Origin of the sequence: Rhodococcus antarcticus, from assembly GCF_026153295.1 — a bacterium.
Lineage (GTDB): Bacteria > Actinomycetota > Actinomycetes > Mycobacteriales > Mycobacteriaceae > Rhodococcus_D > Rhodococcus_D antarcticus.
Genome location: NZ_CP110615.1, coordinates 994,636 through 1,012,336, shown reverse-complemented (window position 1 = coordinate 1,012,336; position 17,701 = coordinate 994,636). Strand labels below are relative to the sequence as shown.

15 protein-coding genes, 1 pseudogene and 1 riboswitch are annotated in these 17,701 nt (G+C 72.3%); of the genes and pseudogenes, 8 read left to right on the top strand and 8 right to left on the bottom strand.

Features of this window, described 5'->3' with window-relative positions:
- The first annotated feature begins 75 nt into the window (after window positions 1-75).
- On the top strand, window positions 76-822 hold the full coding sequence (gene yaaA, locus RHODO2019_RS04965) for a peroxide stress protein YaaA (protein ID WP_265383901.1): 747 nt from the start codon (window positions 76-78) through the stop codon (window positions 820-822).
- A gap of 203 nt (window positions 823-1,025) precedes the next feature.
- A complete protein-coding gene (locus RHODO2019_RS04960; protein WP_265383900.1) occupies window positions 1,026-1,898 on the top strand; it encodes a serine protein kinase RIO in 873 nt (290 codons plus the stop codon).
- 71 nt (window positions 1,899-1,969) lie between these two features.
- Here RHODO2019_RS04960 and RHODO2019_RS04955 read toward each other — a convergent pair whose 3' ends face one another.
- The 6 genes from RHODO2019_RS04955 to RHODO2019_RS04930 all read right to left on the bottom strand — a co-directional run bounded on the left by RHODO2019_RS04955 (window position 1,970) and on the right by RHODO2019_RS04930 (window position 8,028).
- Window positions 1,970-3,490 carry an MFS transporter gene (locus tag RHODO2019_RS04955; RefSeq protein WP_265383899.1) on the bottom strand — a complete coding sequence of 507 codons (1,521 nt, stop codon included), beginning with the start codon at window positions 3,488-3,490 and terminating at the stop codon, window positions 1,970-1,972.
- 84 nt (window positions 3,491-3,574) lie between these two features.
- The gene (locus RHODO2019_RS04950) at window positions 3,575-4,174 is read right to left on the bottom strand and encodes a TetR/AcrR family transcriptional regulator (RefSeq protein ID WP_265383898.1); all 600 of its coding nucleotides are present in this window, start codon (window positions 4,172-4,174) and stop codon (window positions 3,575-3,577) included.
- Between the two features lie 97 nt (window positions 4,175-4,271).
- Window positions 4,272-5,510 carry a uroporphyrinogen-III C-methyltransferase gene (gene cobA, locus RHODO2019_RS04945; RefSeq protein WP_265383897.1) on the bottom strand — a complete coding sequence of 413 codons (1,239 nt, stop codon included), beginning with the start codon at window positions 5,508-5,510 and terminating at the stop codon, window positions 4,272-4,274.
- Window positions 5,503-6,258, bottom strand: coding sequence for a sirohydrochlorin chelatase (locus RHODO2019_RS04940; protein WP_265383896.1), 756 nt, complete (start codon window positions 6,256-6,258; stop codon window positions 5,503-5,505). Before RHODO2019_RS04940 ends, cobA begins: the two co-directional genes overlap by 8 nt.
- The gene (locus tag RHODO2019_RS04935; protein WP_265383895.1) at window positions 6,255-6,893 is read right to left on the bottom strand and encodes a precorrin-8X methylmutase; all 639 of its coding nucleotides are present in this window, start codon (window positions 6,891-6,893) and stop codon (window positions 6,255-6,257) included. Before RHODO2019_RS04935 ends, RHODO2019_RS04940 begins: the two co-directional genes overlap by 4 nt.
- Before the next feature lie 82 nt (window positions 6,894-6,975).
- Window positions 6,976-7,051, bottom strand: a riboswitch (cobalamin riboswitch).
- A gap of 56 nt (window positions 7,052-7,107) precedes the next feature.
- Complete coding sequence (locus tag RHODO2019_RS04930; protein ID WP_265383894.1) at window positions 7,108-8,028, bottom strand: ATP-grasp domain-containing protein; 921 nt, start codon at window positions 8,026-8,028, stop codon at window positions 7,108-7,110.
- A gap of 327 nt (window positions 8,029-8,355) precedes the next feature.
- Between RHODO2019_RS04930 and RHODO2019_RS04925 the strand changes: the two genes are divergently transcribed.
- Complete coding sequence (locus RHODO2019_RS04925) at window positions 8,356-9,018, top strand: hypothetical protein (RefSeq protein ID WP_265383893.1); 663 nt, start codon at window positions 8,356-8,358, stop codon at window positions 9,016-9,018.
- Window positions 9,019-9,270: 252 nt separating this feature from the next.
- Here RHODO2019_RS04925 and RHODO2019_RS19310 read toward each other — a convergent pair.
- Window positions 9,271-9,456: pseudogene (locus RHODO2019_RS19310) on the bottom strand (hypothetical protein); the annotation flags it as partial.
- A 1,064-nt stretch (window positions 9,457-10,520) separates the two neighbouring features.
- Between RHODO2019_RS19310 and RHODO2019_RS04920 the strand changes: the two are divergent.
- The 5 genes from RHODO2019_RS04920 (at window position 10,521) to RHODO2019_RS04900 (ending at window position 16,715) form a co-directional block, all read left to right on the top strand.
- Window positions 10,521-11,843, top strand: a complete 1,323-nt coding sequence (locus RHODO2019_RS04920; RefSeq protein ID WP_265383892.1) for a GGDEF domain-containing protein — start codon at window positions 10,521-10,523, stop codon at window positions 11,841-11,843.
- Window positions 11,840-13,126 (top strand): MFS transporter, encoded by a 1,287-nt coding sequence (locus RHODO2019_RS04915; RefSeq protein ID WP_265383891.1) that lies wholly within the window; start codon window positions 11,840-11,842, stop codon window positions 13,124-13,126. Before RHODO2019_RS04920 ends, RHODO2019_RS04915 begins: the two co-directional genes overlap by 4 nt.
- A 615-nt stretch (window positions 13,127-13,741) precedes the next feature.
- Entirely contained in the window at window positions 13,742-13,951 is a 210-nt protein-coding gene (locus RHODO2019_RS04910; RefSeq protein ID WP_265383890.1) for a DUF3311 domain-containing protein, read from the top strand.
- Complete coding sequence (locus tag RHODO2019_RS04905) at window positions 13,948-15,447, top strand: sodium:solute symporter family protein (RefSeq protein WP_265383889.1); 1,500 nt, start codon at window positions 13,948-13,950, stop codon at window positions 15,445-15,447. Before RHODO2019_RS04910 ends, RHODO2019_RS04905 begins: the two co-directional genes overlap by 4 nt.
- Window positions 15,444-16,715, top strand: a complete 1,272-nt coding sequence (locus RHODO2019_RS04900) for a Zn-dependent hydrolase (RefSeq protein ID WP_265383888.1) — start codon at window positions 15,444-15,446, stop codon at window positions 16,713-16,715. The genes RHODO2019_RS04905 and RHODO2019_RS04900 overlap by 4 nt, the downstream gene beginning before the upstream one ends.
- A gap of 175 nt (window positions 16,716-16,890) precedes the next feature.
- Here the strand turns inward: RHODO2019_RS04900 and RHODO2019_RS04895 are convergent, their stop codons facing one another.
- Window positions 16,891-17,679: a S1 family peptidase gene (locus RHODO2019_RS04895; RefSeq protein ID WP_265383887.1), complete on the bottom strand. Its 789-nt coding sequence runs from the start codon at window positions 17,677-17,679 to the stop codon at window positions 16,891-16,893.
- Window positions 17,680-17,701: the final 22 nt, after the last annotated feature.

Here is a 17,701-nt window from a genome sequence, read left to right as displayed (position 1 = left end):
CACCGACCCCGTCCTCCCGCAGCCCCGGGGCCGCCGGCCGCCGGCGCCCCCGCGCTCCCTCGCTACCCTCGCGCCGTGCTCGTGCTGCTGCCGCCCTCGGAGACCAAGGCCACCGGCGGGCGCGGGGCCCCGCTCGACCTCGCCGCACTGGGTCACCCGGGGCTCACCGCCGTGCGGCGCACCCTGCTCGACGCGCTCGTCGCCCTGGCCGCGGACGTGGGCGGCTCGCTGGTCGCGCTGGGCCTGGGGCCGAAGCAGACCCACGAGGTGGCCCGCAACGCGCAGCTGCTCAGCTCGCCCACCATGCCCGCTCTGCAGCGCTACACGGGAGTCCTCTACGACGCCCTCGACGCGCGCACCCTGACCCCCCGCGCCCGCGCCCGCCTCGCCGTCTCCTCCGCCCTGTTCGGACTCCTCCGCGCCACCGATCCCGTGCCCGCGTACCGACTCTCGGCCGGCTCCACCCTCCCCGGCCTCGGTGGGCTGCGCACCCTGTGGCGCCCGGTGCTGACCCCGACGCTTGCCGCGGTGGACGAGCTCGTGGTGGACCTGCGCTCGGGCGCGTACGCCGCGCTGGGGCCCGCGCCGGGGGCCGTGACCGCCACCGTGCTCACCGAGCGGCCCGACGGCTCCCGCACCGTGGTCAGCCACCTCAACAAGTCGCACAAGGGTCGCCTGGCCCGGGCGCTGGTGAGCTCGCGGGCCGAGCCGCACGACGCAGCCGGCGTGGCCCGGGTGGCGGCGCGGGCCGGACTGCGGGTCGAGCTCGTGGGTGAGCACGAGGTGGTCGTGCTCACCGACGACGCGGGTCACGCCAGGTAGTCGGCGGTCCCCGCAGGCAGCAAACCTGCACCCGTAAACCGGTGGACGGGGACTCGACGCGCGGGGCAGGCTCTGGCCACCACGAGGTCGAGCAGGAGGAGGTCGCGCCATGACGGTGCTGCACCAGCACGTCCGCCCCGCACTCCCCCACCCCGTGCCGCCGCCCTCCTGAGCGGGCCGCCCGGGGTCACCGAGAGGTTCCCGTGCCCCACGACATCCCCGGCCCCCGGCGCTCCCGGCCCGGCCGGTTCGACGACGACCCCACCCCCCGGTCCCGACGCCGCGCGCCGGCCGTCTGGGACGCGACGGACGCGCCCGTCCCCGGGGGGCCGACCCCCAGCACCTGGCCCGACGCCGTGCACGGCCCGGTACCGCGGCCGGGCTGGCTGGTGACCGACGCCGCCGCCACCGACACCGAGCTCGGCGTGCTCAAGACGGGCAAGGAGGCCGACGTCAACCTCATCGAGCGCGCCGTCCCGGGGGGTCCGTCGTGCCTGCTGGCCGCGAAGCGCTACCGCAGCCCCGAGCACCGGCTGTTCCACCGCGACGCCGGCTACACCGAGGGCCGCCGGGTTCGCCGCTCGCGGGAGACCCGGGCCATGGCGCACCGCACCGAGTTCGGCCGTCAGCTGCTGGCCGGTCAGTGGGCCGCGGCGGAGTTCGCCGCCCTGACCCGGCTGACCGAGCTCGGCGCCCCGGTGCCGTACCCGGTGCAGCTGCTCGGCACGGAGGTGCTGCTGGAGTACCTCGACGAGCCGGACGGCTCCGCCGCGCCCCGCCTGGCCCAGCTGAGGCTCGACCGGGCGCACCTCGCGCGGCTCTGGCACCAGCTGGTGGACGTGCTCGGCCTGCTGGCCGACGAGGGGCTCGCGCACGGGGACCTCTCGCCGTACAACCTCCTCGTGCACCGCGGGGACCTCGTGGTCATCGACCTGCCCCAGGTGGTCGACGTGGTGGCGAACCCCCGCGGGGCCGAGATCGCGCGCCGCGACGTCACCGTCATGTGCACCTGGTTCACCTCCCGGGGGCTCGTCCAGGACCCCGACGACGTGCTCGCCGTGCTCGGCCGGCCCTGACCGCCTCCGGACGGCGTGTGGCGTGCACCCCCGCCGGGGGTGCACGCCACACGGTGGACCTGGGTCGGACCTCAGCCCACGTGCACCGGGCTCTCCTGGTCGGGGGAGAGCTCGGTCTTGGAGATGTTCAGCCCCACGAGGACGACCACGGCGGCCACGGCGGTGATGACGGCGCCGGTGGTGAACGCCGAGGTGTAGCCGTCCACGGCCGCCTGCAGCGCGGCCAGCCGTGGCTGGGCGCCGGACGTCAGCGCCGAGCTGTTCCGGCTGGCGGAGGCCGCGACGGTGGCCAGCAGGGACAGCCCCAGCGCGCCGCCGACCTGCTGCATCGTGTTGAGCACGGCCGAGGCCACCCCGGAGTCCTCCTTCTCCACGCCGCTGACGGCGGTCAGGGTCAGCGGGACGAAGGTGAGACCGAGGCCAAGCGCGATGACGACCATCGGCCCGAACAGGTGCGGGAAGTAGCTGGAGCCCACCTCGAGCTGGGACATCCAGAGCAGACCCACCGCGGCCATGGCACCACCGGATGCACTGACGAACCGCGGGTCGACCAGGGTGATGAGCTTGCCGGCGACCTGGGCGGAGATGCCGATGCCGATGGCGAACGGCAGGAACGAGACGCCGGTGGTGATGGCGGAGTAGCCCAGCACCTGCTGGACGTAGAGGCTCAGGAAGTAGAACATCGCGAACAGCGCCGAGCCGGTGGCCAGCATGGCGAGGTAGCTCACCGCACGGTTGCGGTTGCGCAGCACGCGCATCGGCATGAGCGGGTGGGCCGAGCGGGTCTCGATGACGAGGAACGCGGCGATGAGCACGACGCCGGCGATGATCCAGCCCAGGGTCTGGACGCGCCCCCAGCCGTTCACGGCCTGGGTGAGCCCGTAGACCAGCGACGCGAGCCCGGCGGTCGCGGTGACCGCACCGGGGATGTCGAAGTGGCCGTCACCCTTGACCGACTCCGGGAGCACCCGGGGGGCCATGAACAGCACGAGCAGGCCGATGGGGACGTTGATGAAGAAGGTCCACCGCCAGGAGGCCTCGGTGAGCGCGCCGCCCAGGATCAGGCCGACGGCCGCGCCGGCTCCGGACATCGCGGCGTAGATGCCGAAGGCCCGGTTGCGGGCCGCACCCGCGGGGAACGTGGTGGTGATGAGGGCCAGCGCGGTGGGTGAGGCGATCGCGGCCCCGACGCCCTGCAGGACGCGGGCGGAGATCAGCGTGGTCTCCCCGGTGGCCAGGCCGCCCAGCAGCGAGGCCAGCGCGAAGACACCCACTCCGACCATGAACATGCGGCGGCGGCCCAGCAGGTCGCCGAGGCGTCCGCCGAGCAGCAGGAGTCCGCCGAAGGCGAGCGTGTAGGCGTTGACGATCCAGGACAGGTTCTCCGGGGAGAAGCCGAGGTCGGTCTGCACGTAGGGCAGCGCGATGTTCACGATGCTCGCGTCGAGCACGACCATCAGCTGGGCGGCGCTGATGACGACCAGGGCCACCCCGAGGCGGGACGGCGCTCCGCCTGCGGGGGTGACCCCGGACCGGCCGGGGTCACCGGCGGTGCGGTCGGTGACCGGCTTCGACAGGGATGTGTCGGACATGGTGTTCCTCACTCGGGGACTGGTGGGGCAGGTGCTCGACGGTGAGCGAGGGGCGTCGCGCGGGAAGCGCTGGTCTGGTGCGGGTCAGCGCGGGGCGTGCTGGTCGGTCATGGGGAGCACGACCTGGTCGACGACCCGGGTCATGAACCCCGGGTCCCGGACCTGCTCGGTCGCGAAGGTGGTGTGGTAGACGGCGAGGGCGGGCAGCACGGTGGCGAGCAGCGCCACGTCCGCCCCGTCGGGGAGCTCGCCCCGGTCGACGGCGCGCTGGAAGACCTGTTCCAGCTCGATCCGGCGGGGGGCCAGGAATCCCTCGACGAAGGCCTCCCGGAGCTCCGGGTCTGAGTGGATGGCCGTGGAGAGGCCGCTCATGATCGCCATCTGGCGCGGATCGTCCAGGCCCATCTCGACGCAGACACCCGAGAGCAGGTCCCCGCGCAGGGTGCCGGTGTCGCGCGGCGACGGCGTGGTGCGGGACTTCAGCTCGACCACCGCGGCGACGACGAGCTCGGCCTTGGAGGCCCACCGGCGGTACAGGGTTGCCTTCCCCGCTCGCGACGCCGCGGCGATGGCGTCCATGGTGAGCCGGTCGTAGCCGTGCTCGGCGACCAGGTCGAGCGTCGCGGTGAAGATCTCCTGCTCCCGGACGGTGGCCCCCGGCAGGGCGGGCACGCTGACCGACACGGACCACCACCTCCTCACGACGGAACGAAACCGTTCCGTTCATCGTGAGCGCCTGGAATCCCCTCGGCATTCCCAGGCCGGTCCCGAGTGGTCCAGGTCACACGATCGTGGTCGGCTCCACGATCCCCCGTGGCAGGCCCGCCACGTCGCCGACCACCACGATCGCGGGCGGACGCACCCCGTGGGCGCGCACCTGTTCCTCGACGTCGGCCAGCGTGCAGCGCACCACCTGCTGGGTGCGCAGCGTCCCGTCGGCCACCACCGCCACCGGGGTGTCGGCCGACCGCCCGTGCTGCACGAGCGCCGCCGCGAACGCGCCCACCCGCTCCACGGCCATCAGCAGCACCACCGTGCCGCGCAGCCGGCCGACCGAGGGCCAGTCGACCAGCGAGCGCGGGTCGTCGGGTGCGACGTGCCCGGAGATCACCACCACCTCGTGGGCCACCCCCCGGTGCGTCACCGGCACGTCGGCGGCCGAGGCTGCGGCGAACGCGCTGGTGATGCCCGGGACGACGGTGACGGCCACCCCGGCGGCCACGCACGCCTGCACCTCCTCGAACCCGCGGCCGAACAGGTACGGGTCCCCGCCCTTGAGCCGCACCACGAACTTTCCCGCACGGGCGTGCTCGACGAGCGCGGCGTTGATGTGCTCCTGGGCCATGGCGCGGCCGTAGGGGATCTTCGAGGCGTCGATCACCTGCACGTGGGCGGGCAGCTCGTGCAGCAGCTCCGCCGGACCCAGGCGGTCGGTGACGACCACGTCCGCCCGGGCCAGCAGCCGGCGCCCGCGGACGGTGATGAGGTCGGGGTCGCCCGGGCCCCCGCCCACCAGGGCCACCCCGGGCGTCACGGGCTCGGCGGTGTCGTCGACCAGCCCGGTCTGCAGGGCCTCGAGCAGCGCCGTGCGCACCGCGGCCGAGCGCCGCGGGCGCCCCCCCGCCAGCACGCCCAGGGTCAGCCCGTCGTGCTCAGCCGTGGCCGGGGTCACCGCGGTGCCCCGCGACGCGTCGTCGGCCCGGACGCAGAACACCCGGCGGCGCTCGGCGTCGGCGAGCACCGTCGCGTTCACCGCCGGGTCGGCGGTGGCGGCGAGGGCGTACCAGGCGCCGTCGAGGTCACCGTCGGCGTAGGCCCGCTGCTCCCACCTCAGCTGGCCGGCCTCGGCCATCCCCTCGACGGCCGGGGTGGCCTCCGGGGACACGACGAGCACGTCCGCCCCGGTGGCGAGCAGCCGGGACAGCCGGCGCTGCGCGACGGTGCCCGCCCCCACCACCACCACGCGGCGCCCGCGCAGCTCGAGGCCCACCAGGTAGGGGCTGCTGACCGAGCTAGGCACCGGCGTGCTCGTGCGGGTGCGGCTGAAGCTCGCGGTAGGCGCAGACGTCGCAGCTCATCCGCAGGTCGCCGTGCCGCGCCTCGTGGTGGCGCTCCACCACCAGCGCGGTGAGCTCGGGACTCGCGGCCAGGTGCCCGGCGACGTGCACGCCCTCCTCCCCCGCGGCCCGTTCGGCGACCCGCGCGGCGAAGCCGGGGTCCACCACGGCGTGCGGCAGCACCACCACCCGCCCGGCGCCCAGCGCCCGGCAGCGCGCGAGGCCTGCGGCCACGTCCGGCCCGGTGTCCGCCAGGTACGCCACCTCGACGAGCGCGAAGTCGCGCCCCTCCTGCAGCAGCCGGGCGACCTTGGCCACCTCCGCGTTCGCCTCAGGGTCGTGGGAGCCGGGACCGACGACCAGCACGCCGACCTCCGCGGGTGCGGCGCCGTCGAGCGCCGCCAGGACCCGCTGCGCGGCCAGCTCGACCAGCAGCGGGTGCGGGCCGAGGGCGCGGGCCAGGGTCACGGTCGCACCGGGGGCCTGCTGGCGCAGCGCCAGCTCGAGGATGCCGGGGTCGTACCCCGCGGCCCCCGGCACCAGGGGCAGGGCCACCACGTCCTGCTCGCCCCGCTCGACGAGCTCGGCGAGGGAGGCCGAGACGAGCACGTCGGGCAGCGCCTCCTGCACGTCGGCGAGCACCGCGGCGAGCTCGGGGCCCAGGGCGGCGCCGGTCGCGGTGGGGTCGGGCAGCAGGAGCAGGGCGCTCACGCGGGTCCCTCCGGGTCAGTGTCGGTGAGGTCGGTGTCGGTGAGGTCGGTGTAGAGCAGGGCGTTGAGGACCGCGACGGCCACCGGGGTGCCGCCGCGCTCGCCGGGCGTGCTCACCGCCGGCAGGCCGGACGCGCGGAGCGCGGCCTTCGCCTCCACCGCGCCGACGAAGCCGACGGGGACGCCGACCACCAGCGCGGGCGCGAGCTCCCCGGCCGCGGCCAGCCGCAGCAGCTCCTGGAGGGCAGTGGGGGCGTTGCCCACGGCCCACACGGCCCCGGCGGGCACCCGGCGGGCCGCCAGCCGGACCCCGGCAGCCGAGCGCGTCAGCCCCTCTGCAGCGGCGAGCTCGGCGACACCGGGCTCGTCCAGCACCACCGACGACGCCCGGCTGGTGACCCCGGCGGCGACCATGCGGGCGTCCACCACCAGCTCGGCGCCGGCGAGCAGCGCGGCCCGACCCGCCCGCAGCGCGGCCTCGTCGGTGAGCACCTCGCCCGCCCAGGAGGTGTCGGCGGTGGTGTGCACGACGCGCTCGGCGACGGCCCGGGTCAGGGGCGGCAGGTGCTCCAGGCGGAGCCGCGACCGCAGGATCTCGTAGGAGCGCACCTCGATGGGGTGCACGACGCGCGTCACCGTTGCTGCCACCTCCCCCGGGTTCCGCGCCCGAGCCTGCGGGTCCGGCTCCCGCGAACCGCGGGGACCGGGTCGGCGGCGAAGACCTGGCTCCCGGACCGCCACGGGGACGGTCCGGTCACAGTGGCGGGACCGCCCCGGAGTCGCACCGGGTTCCTGAACTGCCGACGCCGCTCATCCTGGCAGACCCCGCACCCCGCGACGACCGGGCGGCTCAGCCTGCGCGGGCCGCGAGCAGGCGGGCGATCGCGCGCGGTCCGGACCGGGGGGCCACGGCCTCGACGTCCGGGTTGTAGTTGGTGTTCGTGTTCACGTCGTAGGTGACCAGGCGTCCGTCCGCCGTCTCCACGAACTCGAGGCCGACCACGTCGATCCCGTTGCGGCGCAGGAACTGCTGGTAGGCACCGAGCTGGGGCGGGGTGTAGCCCTCGCGCAGCGCGAACAACGGTGCCGCGCCGGGAGCGGCGCACGCGTCGGCGGGGCAGAGCTCGAAGCCCTGCTCGGTGGAGACCCGCACCGAGTAGAGGTGCTCCCCGCCGACGATCTCCACGCGGGTCACGAACGGCTCCGCCGGCGCCACGTACTCCTGGACCAGCCACACCCCGTTCGCAGGCGGATCGAGCTCGGCGGCGGTGTCGGCGAGCTCCTCGACCGAGCCGTACAACCGCACGCCGAGACCCTTGCCGCCCTGGTCGTGCTTGGTCACGAAGGGCGCCCCGACCCGCTCCGCGGCCGCCACCAGCCGCTGCGGCCCCCCGAGCACGGCCACCGTCCGCGGCACGTCGATCCCGGCTGCCCGCAGGGCCGCGTGCTGGGCGACCTTGCTCATCTCCAGCTCGAGCACACCGCGCCCGTTGACCACCGTGCGCCCGTGCGACTCCAGCCAGGCGAGCACCCCGCGCGCCTGCTCCTTGCCCAGGGCGTGCCCGCGGCTCGGGGCCGAGGCGCTCATCCGCGACCAGAACACCGCCTCCGGCGGAACGGAGTCCAGGTCCAGCTCGCCCTCGCCGGTCAGCAACCACTGCTCGACGTCGACCCCCTCGGCGTCGAAGGCGACCTGGAACGGCGCCCACCACTCGGGGTTCTCGTGCAGGGCGATCACCGTGCGGTTCGATCTGTGCAGGTCAGAGGCCACGCCCGTCAGCGTCTCACAGCGCCGGTCCCCGACGGCTTTCCGTTCCCGGTGGTGGCCACGGGTTCGGGCGGGGACTCGGGAGGAGCTCGCCGCGGCGTCGACATCGCCGGACTCCTCATCAGCACGGTCGTCGGTTACCTCGCCGCGGTGGCGGCACGCCGTCACGGAACCCCGCTCGTCGACAAGCTGGTGAGCAGCTGGTGGTTCGCCGGTCAATTCCGCCCGGCGCCAACTCGTGCTGACGCGGTCAGGGCCGGGGTGCCAGGTGATCGACCACCCAAGGCTGACGCCAGGTGAACCACGAGTGCATGGGATCCGTGTGGACAGGTGGGGGCCACCGTCCCCACCACCTGCTACGGAAGTAGAACCATTAAGCTCCGTGATCTTGCTGTTCTGGGGTCCGCGGTCACCGTCGCTGCTGGCCTCGCCCTGGGCACCGGCAGTGCTCTCGCGTCAGGCCCGCCCGCGGCGGCCACCGCCTTCGCCTCCGCCATCATCACCCCGGACGGTGGTCAGGTGTCCGGGTTCGGGATCACCGCGACCTTCGCCCCCGGGGCCGTCACCTCCCCCCGGCTCATCATCCTCGGCAACTGGCCCAACGGGCTCGACGTCACCCCGCCCAGCGGCACCGCGGTGAAGACCTTCGGCCTGCAGGAGTGCAACACCGACGCCACCGGGTGCACCAGCGAGCTCGGCAACTTCCCCAACAGCCCCGCCGGAACCCAGAAGATCCACGGCCAGACCTTTGACTACACCGCCGGGCACCCCCTGCCCGACGCCGCCGGAAACACCAACTTCGGGACCGCCGGCAACAAGCTGGTCACCATCACCGCCCGGACCGGGGCGAACCAGGTGTACGTCTACAACGCCAACAACACCACCACCGCCGCCGCGTACCCGAAGCTGCTGCCCAGCACCAGCGACGGCTCCACCCTGTCCTTCCAGACCTTCCAGCCCTTCGTCTGGGTCGAGACCGCCCCCACCAGCTGAAACCCACCCGCCGCTTCGAGCCGTCGAACGGCGCCCCCGATGGGGGGCGCCGGGGAGTCGGGGAGTCGGGGAGCTACGTCCATCGCGGCCCATGGGCCAACGAGCGATCCGACGCGCGGGGCCTGCCCCCTGCTCGATGTCATGCGGTGGGTCTGCGCGCGCCCGGGCACGAGCATGGGCCACCACCGGTTCGTACCCGCGGCGGTCATGGCGGACGGTGTTGCGGGCCAGCTCCCGGCTGACAGTGGACGGTGCCCGACCAAGGATGGTCGCGATCCCCCGGATCCCGGCACCACCCTGGGTTCGAGGGCTTGTCGCAACACCGCTGCTGTTGGGGGTGAGATTCTGTGATGGCTCGTCGAGGTCGCAAGCGTCAGCTGGAGGTCGAGGCCAGGTACTGGGAGCTGTTGGCCAGTGGTGTCGGGACGGTGGTGGCATGCCGCGGTGCGGGCAACACCCGCAAGATGGGTACCGGTGGCGCGCTGAGGCTGGTGGTGTCGCGCAGGCCCGGTTGGCTGAGGCGGGTGCGAAGCAACGGGTACCTGTCGCTGCTCGAGCGCCAGCGAACGGCCTTGCTGCGGGGAGCAGCAGCAGGGGGTCAAGACTCGTTCGGCGTTGACAGCTCGTGGTGGACGCTGCCCACCGTCCGCGCGCGCATCCTCGAGCTACACCGGGCCGGACCGTCGTCGGGCCCGCCGTGGGCCTCTACACGGGCTGCCCCGCCACCAGGTACGGCCGTTCACCAGGTCCAGCTCCGCATCGCACTCACCTCCCACACCACGCCGCACCACCGACACCGACCGTGCTCACCAGGTCCAGCTCCGCATCGCACTCACCTCCCACACCACTCCGCATCGCACTCACCTCCCACACCACGCCGCACCACCGACACCGACCGTGCTCACCAGGTCCAGCTCCGCATCGCACTCACCTCCCACACCACTCCGCACCACCGACACCGACCGTGTTCACCAGGTCCAGCTCCGCATCGCACTCACCTCCCACACCACTCCGCACCACCGACACCGACCGTGTTCACCAGGTCCAGCTCCGCATCGCACTCACCTCCCACACCACGCCGCACCACCGACACCGACCGTGTTCACCAGGTCCAGCTCCGCATCGCACTCACCTCCCGGCAGGCAGCAGGTCGCCGTCGCCGGGGGCGTTCACCGGCGGCGTCGAGGAGGTGTCGGGCGGGACGTGGAGGGCGGGCGCTCAGCGCCATGCCCAGCTTCGATCGGCCACTGCACTCACCTCCATCACATCGGGCGACGCACGACCGATCCGCGTGATCATTGTGACTGATCGTGGCGAACAACCGCAATGGGCCCCGACCCGTGTGTCCATATGGGTGACCCTGTTCCGCCGCGTCACCCCAACCAGCCCCGGGTACCACCCGAACGGCTCTGAGAAGGTCACAGCGAGTCGTTTACCGTCACCTCAACGACGTACGAAGCCTCAGACGCGACGAGGCGACACCCCGGGAATGAGGTCCGACCATGACCGTCGACCGTCCCACCGGGGGTCTGCGCGGGGACGTCATCGTCCCCCAGCGACGGGGATGGCTGCCTAGGTGGGCGCTGTGGACCATCCCGCTGCCGGCTCGGGTGTTCCTGCTCGGGGTGGAGGCCACGGCACTGGCCGTGACCGTGTTCCTCCTCTGGGGGCAACCGGTCAGCGGTGTCGAGCTGGCGCGGGTCGGGGCCCTGGCCGTGCTGGGCATCGGCTACGTCGAGGGTGCGGCCCGCGTCGAGCGGATCAAGCACTACCTGGGTGCGGGCACCGTGTTCTCCGACCAGATGTCGGTGTGGCTGTTCGCGGCAACCCTGACCGTGCCCCCCGGGTGGGCGGCGCTGCTGGTGATCGTGCTCTACACCCACGCCACGTGGCAGCGCCGCCGTGATCACTCAGGGCTTCCCTACCGGGCGGCGTTCACCGCGGCCACCGTCGTGCTCGCCGTCGTCTCCGCCTCCGCACTCCTGTCGACAACGGGCCGAGAGCACGTGCTCACCGGGGGTTTGCGGGGACCGGTGCTGCTGGTGGTCGCTCTGGCGGCGTACACGGCGGTGAACTTCGGTGTCCTGCTGGGCGGCATGTGGCTGACCGCCCGCCCGCCGTCGGTCCGGGTCCTGCTCCCGAGCAGAGACGTCCTCGGCTACGAGATCGCCACCCTCGTCCTCGGTGTCGTCGCCGCCCAGTTCCTGCTCACCACCCCGGTCCTGACCCCGGTCGTTGTCGGGCTCGCCGCCCTGCTGCACCGCAGCTCCCTGGTCAAGGCCCTGCACCAGCGGGCGCGCACCGACACCAAGACCGGGTTGCTCAGCCACCCCGCGTGGGTCGAGCACGCCGAGACCGCCATCGCCTCAGCCCGGTCGGCTGGCACCCCGTTCAGCGTCATGTTCTGCGACCTCGACCGCTTCAAGGTCATCAACGACACCCACGGGCACCTCGTCGGGGACACCGTGCTCGGCGCCGTCGCCGACTGCCTACGCGCCGAGCTCCGAGACCACGACGGCATCGGACGCTTCGGTGGGGAGGAGTTCGTCGTGTTCCTCGAGGTGAGCCCGGAGCAGGCCGAGCGGGTTGCCGACCGGGTTCGCGCCGCGGTCGCCGCCCTTACTCCAGCACCCGGTGTGCACGTCACCATGTCCATCGGCGTCGCCCACCACCGCACCCCTGCCTCGGACGGCGCACGGCTCCCCGCGCACCGTGAGACCGACACAGCAACCAGCGCGGAGCTGAGCGGGATGTTGGCCCGGGCCGACACTGCGATGATGGCCGCCAAGGCCGCCGGGCGCGACAGGATCCGCACCGCTGCATGACCCCGCCCATCGGGGTGCCAGAGCCCGGTTTCCGGCACGTGCTCGCCGTGCGGGAGTTCCGGGTGCTGTGGCTGGTCAGCATCCAGTCGCTGCTCGGCGACCAGATCGCCCGGGTCGCCCTCGCGGTGCTGGTCTTCGACCGCACCCGTTCCGGGTTCGCCACCGCCACCGTCTACGCCCTCACGTTCTTGCCCGCCGTCGCCGGCAACATCCTCCTCGGGCCCCTCACCGACCGGCTTCCCCGGCGGTCCGTGCTGGTCGTCGGTGACCTCATCCGAGCAGGGCTGCTCGCCGCGATGGCCATCCCAGCACTACCCCTGTGGGCGCTCGCCGCGTTGCTCGTCGTCGCGGTGACCGTCGGCGCACCCTGGGGTGCCGCTGAGGCCGCCCTCATCGCCGACATCCTCCCCAGCCCCGACTACCCCGTCGGGCTCGGTCTCCGCTCGGCCACCAACCAGTCCGCCCAGCTCATCGGGTTCGCCGCCGGAGGCCTCGGTGTCGCCGTCCTCGGCGCCCACACTGCCCTCGCCGTCAACGCCGCCACCTTCGCGGTGTCCGCCCTGGTCATCCGCACCTACCTGCACCCACGACCCACCCCCATCCGAACCGCACCCGCTGGTCGCACCGACGTCGTGCAGACCGGTGCCACCGCACCCCGGACGGTCGCGGTGTCCCCACCGGCGGGGTGGCTGGGCGGGGCCCGCGCGGTGCTCGGGGACCACCAGCTGCGCCTGTTGCTGTGCTTCTCCTGGATCCTCGGTCTCATCGTGGTCCCCGAAGGCCTCGCCGCGCCGTATGCCGCCGAGCTGAACGCCGGACCCACCGCGGTGGGGGTCCTGCTGGCCGCCGGACCCACCGGGGTCCTGCTCGGCACCCTCGCCTACACCCGCCTGCTCACCACTCCCACCCGCGCCCGTCTCCTCGGACCCTTCGCCACCGCCACCGGAATCCCCCTCATTCTCTGCGCCACCCGCCCCGGACTCGTGCTGGTCTGTGGCCTGTTCGCCGCTGCCGGCGCGTTCACCGGCTACCAGATCCAGGTCGTCACCGAGTTCGTCGACCTCATCCCCGCACAGCTCCGCGGCCAAGGCATCGCCCTCGCCTCCGCCGGTCTCCTCGCCGCCCAAGGCCTCGGCCTGCTCACCGCCGGGCTCCTCACCGAGCACCTCACCCCCAGCCTGACCATCGCCACCGCAGGCGCTACCGCCACCGGCTTGGGCGCCACCCTCACCCTGCGCCGCATCCGCCAACACCACCTCGATCCCGTCGCCACCTCCAGCTGACACCACCCACCCGACACACGGCGCCACGGCAACGCCTACCGGACCTCGCCAGGCAGGGCGGCGGCGTCCGGTAGGTGTCCCCACCCCGGGGGTACCGGCGCCACCTTGCCGTTGGGGCGCTGGAGGAGGACATCGACACCGGTGGCGGGCGACCAGGATCCCGATGGTCGGTCCGTCCTGTACATCGTCCTCGAGCTCACGGTCGTCGCCGCCTCGCCTGCCGGCAGGGGCACACCCGTGGCCACCGCCCTGACCGCGTAGAGCTCACGTTCCGCGGGGACCAGCTCCGGGGCCGTGCTCCACCCCGCGGTGACCAGCCAGCGGCGGGCCGGGTAGGCCACCGACCCGCAACAGGTGCACTCCAACCGGTCCCAAGGTGTCCCCCGGGCGCAGCGACAACGCCCGGACCCCACGTCGACGTTCCACAACGGGCCCTGACCGGCCGGGCCTCGCAGGCAATTCTGTGCTCGGTCTTGACACAGTGGTGCCGAGGGGAATGCAGTGTGTGCAGCTCGTTCGGTACCGACACGAAACATGGAGGTCTCGATGACGGATTCGGTGGAACGTGGCGCGTCTGCGGTCGAGTCGCCGCCGGATCGAACCCGACTGTTGAGGGTGGGACTCGCCAGCTTGCCGTTCCTCGGCATCCTTGGTGGTGCGGGCTTCGCGAACCGGACGGAGCCGTACGTGCTCGGGTTGCCCTTCCTGATGGCGTGGATAGTGCTGTGGGTGGTCGCGACCAGCGGGCTGCTGGCCATCGTCTACGCCCTCGACCCCGCGAATCGTGGGCCGCAGCTCCCCGACGACGAGGTGGCCACCTCATGAACGTCGCACTCGTCGTCCTCGGCGCCGGCCTGGTCGTCGCCCTCGCGCTGGGCCTTCGCGCCCGCCGCGGGCGCGAGATGAACCTCGAGGAGTGGTCCGTGGGCGGGCGTTCCTTCGGGGTGGTCTTCGTCTTCCTGCTGCTGGCCGGGGAGATCTACACGACCTTCACCTTCCTCGGTGGCAGCGGCTTCTCCTACGCCAACGGCGGTCCCGCGCTCTACATCCTCGCCTACGGCTGCCTCGCGTACGTGATGTCCTACTGGCTGTTGCCGGCGATCTGGCGCTACGCCCAGCGCGAGAAGCTGGTCTCGCAGGCCGACTTCTTCACCCGCAAGTACAACAGCCGCAACCTCGGCATCCTGGTCTCCCTCATCGGGGTGGTCGCCATGGTTCCCTACCTCATCCTGCAGCTGAAGGGCATGGCGATCATCGTCGCCGAGACGTCCTACGGCGCGGTGTCGCAGACCACGGCCATCATCATCGGCACGGTTGTCCTCACGGCCTACGTCATGGTCTCCGGGATCCACGGTGCCGCGTGGACCGCCGTCCTGAAGGACATCCTCATCCTCGCCGTGGCGATCTTCCTGGGGATCTACCTTCCCTGGCACTACTACGGCGGCATCACCCCGATGTTCCGTTCCGTGCAGGAGATGGACCCGGGGTTCCTGACCCTGCACACCCCCAAGCTCGGCGTCTCCTGGTTCATCAGCACCGTGCTGCTGACCTCGCTCGGCTTCTACATGTGGCCGCACTTTTTCGGCGCGACCTTCTCGGCCAAGCATGAGCGGGTGCTCCGACGCAACGCGGTGATCTTCCCGCTCTACCAGCTGGTGCTGTTGTTCATCTTCTTCGTCGGATTCGCCGCCGTGCTCAAGGTTCCCGGGCTCAAGGGCACCGACTCCGACCTGGCGCTGCTGCGGTTGTCGAGGGACACGTTCGCGCCGTGGTTCGTCGGGCTGATCGGTGTGACCGGGATGCTCACCGCGCTGGTCCCAGGCTCGATGCTGCTGACCACATCGGCGACGATGCTGGCCAAGAACGTGTACGCCGAGCTACGACCGGGCACGTCACCGAAGACGGTGCTGCGGCTGGCACAGCTGCTCGTCCCGGTGCTCGCGGCGATCACGCTGCTGCTCACCTTCGGCGGGGGAAGCACCATCGTCGCCCTGCTCCTGCTGGGCTACGCCTTCGTCACCCAGCTGTTCCCCGCGCTGATCGCGAGCCTGCTGCCGCGCAACCCGGTCACCACCTGGGGTGCCGCAGCAGGGATGGTCGTCGGGGTTGCAGTCGTCAGCTACGTCATCATCGCCAAGCGGTCCGTCGGGAGCCTGCTGCCCTTCCTGCCTCAATGGGCGGCGACCCTCAACGTCGGCATCATCGCCCTCGTGGCGAACGTGGTTGCCCTCGCCGTCGTCTCGACGTTCACCAAGGGTGCGCGCAGGTCGGCCGCACCCAGCAACCCGAGCCTCGAACCTGTCCGTGGCGGCACCCGATGAACGACAGGCCCGCTGCTGGGGTCCGTGTCGACGAAGCGCGGCTGACCTCGCTCGTCGAGCAGCTCGGTCGGGTAGGCGCGCAGAGCAGCGGGGGAATCATCCGACCGCTGTACTCACCGCCCTGGCGTGAGGCCCAGGACATGGTGGCCACCATGATGAGCGACGCTGGCCTGAGCGTGCGCGAGGACGCTGTCGGCAACGTGTTCGGGCGACTCGCCGGCGACACCGCCGGACCTGTCCTGCTGACCGGGTCGCACATCGACACCGTGGTGCACGGCGGCGCCTACGACGGGGCGCTGGGCGTGCTGTCGGCGATCGTCGCCCTCGAGGCGTGCGCCGCAGCCGGCGGTACTCCACGGCGCACGGTCGAGGTGGTCTCGTTGTGCGAGGAGGAGAGCAGCCGCTTCCACGCGAACTACTTCGGCACCCGGTCCATCCTCGGGCTCGTCGCCGAGAACGAACCAGAGCTCCTGGTGGACCCCGACGGCGTCACGCTGGCCGAGGCCGCCCGGTCGGTCGGACTGGATCCAGCCCGCTTCAGCGACGCCCGCCGTGACGACATCGACACCTTCCTCGAGCTGCACATCGAGCAGGGCCGCACGCTCGTCGACGCTGCCATCGACGTCGGCGTGGTCGACGTCATCACCGGGTTCATGTGGCTCGAGGTGGTCGTCGACGGCCGAACCGACCATGCCGGCGCCACCGCGATGACCAACCGCCAGGACGCGCTGCAGGCCGCGGCGCGGATGATCACCGCGGTGGAAGGCGTGGCGCTCGCCGAGGGACACCCGGCAGTCGCAACGACAGGAGTGGTACGCGTTCACCCCGGTGGCGCGAACATCGTGCCGGGGCGGGTCGAGTTCACCATCGACGTGCGACACCCGGAGCTGGACGTCCTCGACCAGATGGTGGCGGCGATGCGTGAGCAGTGCGCGGCCGTCGCCACCGACCGCGGGGTTCAGGTCGACCTCCAGGTGGTGAAGAAGACGCCACCACACACCCTCGACGCCGGCCTGCGCGCAGTGCTCCAGCAGGCTGCGGACACGTGCGGGCTGACCTGGCGTGAGCTGCCCAGCGGCGCCGGACACGACAGCCAGACCATGGGCACCCACGTCAAGGCAGCGATGCTGTTCGTGCCCAGCGTGGACGGCAGATCGCACAGCCCCGCCGAGTACAGCACCCCCCACGACTGCGCCCAGGGCGCATCAGTGCTGGCCACCGCCGTGCGTCTCCTCGCGTGGGCCCCGCCCCAGAGCGACCAGCAGTAACGACGCCCGGACCAACCACACCGCCACCGGCGGGCCCCTGTCCAGCGGTTCAACACCGAAGGGTTGTGCACCGTCTTCGCAGGGGTCTCGAGTCGGGGTGGTGGCACCCCGCACGCCGGTGGCGGGCGCCGCATCCACGAGTGCGCCCGGGCCCCAGGAGCCGGTCGTGACCGGTTCAGGGCAGGTCAGGTACCCAGCTGCGGATGAAGGTCAGCTGGTTGTCCACCCGCGCAGTGGTCTCGGCCGAGGTGTGCGGGCAGCTGGGCCCGTCGGACTCGGTGGACACCAGCAGCGGGGTGGTCCCGGTGGTGAAGTACGGCGCACCGGAGTCGTACAGGCAGGCACTGGTGTTCTTGGACGGGGAGTATCCGACGACGTTCACCGTCGTCGAGGAGTAGCCGGTGATCTTCATCCGACCCCAGTACAGCTGGTTCGAGGGGGTGGGGTTCACGTCCTGGGTGGCACCCCACCCGGCCATCGTCACGATCGTGCCCCTGCTGGGCCGGGTGGTCGCCAGGTGCAGCGGTGCCACCGTGTTGGTGGTCGCACTCGCACCGCTGAGGTGGGCGAGGGCGATGTCGGCGGTGGGCGACTGCTGGACTGTGTCGATGCTGAAGGTGACCGCGGTGGCCGGGGTCGGGTTGGTGGTGACGGTGTTGAACGTCGCGGTCGTCGGGTACGGCACCGCACCGCTGACCGGGTTGCGGTTCACGTCGTGGAAGCAGTGCCCGGCGGTGATCACCCATGTCGGGGAGATCAGCGCACCGGAGCACCCACTGGTGTAGGAACCCCCGGTGCTGGCGGGAACGTTGGTCATCACCAGCTTGACCGCGAACGCGAACTGCCCCGCTGTCGCTGCTGTGCCATTCGCCAGCGCGAACGCCGGGCCTGCACTCACCACACTGCCGATGAGGATCCCCACCAAGGCCGTGGCCACCGCGCTGACAACCCGAAGACGCCTCATCGTCGCTCCTCCGTACCCACCG

Coding starts and splice junctions, on each gene's coding strand:
- RHODO2019_RS04905 (WP_265383889.1), top strand. CDS start 13,948: ATGAACGTCGCACTCGTCGTCCTCGGCGCCGGCCTGGTCGTCGCCCTC.
- RHODO2019_RS04920 (WP_265383892.1), top strand. CDS start 10,521: ATGACCGTCGACCGTCCCACCGGGGGTCTGCGCGGGGACGTCATCGTC.
- RHODO2019_RS04895 (WP_265383887.1), bottom strand. CDS start 17,679: ATGAGGCGTCTTCGGGTTGTCAGCGCGGTGGCCACGGCCTTGGTGGGG.
- RHODO2019_RS04915 (WP_265383891.1), top strand. CDS start 11,840: ATGACCCCGCCCATCGGGGTGCCAGAGCCCGGTTTCCGGCACGTGCTC.
- RHODO2019_RS04955 (WP_265383899.1), bottom strand. CDS start 3,490: ATGTCCGACACATCCCTGTCGAAGCCGGTCACCGACCGCACCGCCGGT.
- RHODO2019_RS04900 (WP_265383888.1), top strand. CDS start 15,444: ATGAACGACAGGCCCGCTGCTGGGGTCCGTGTCGACGAAGCGCGGCTG.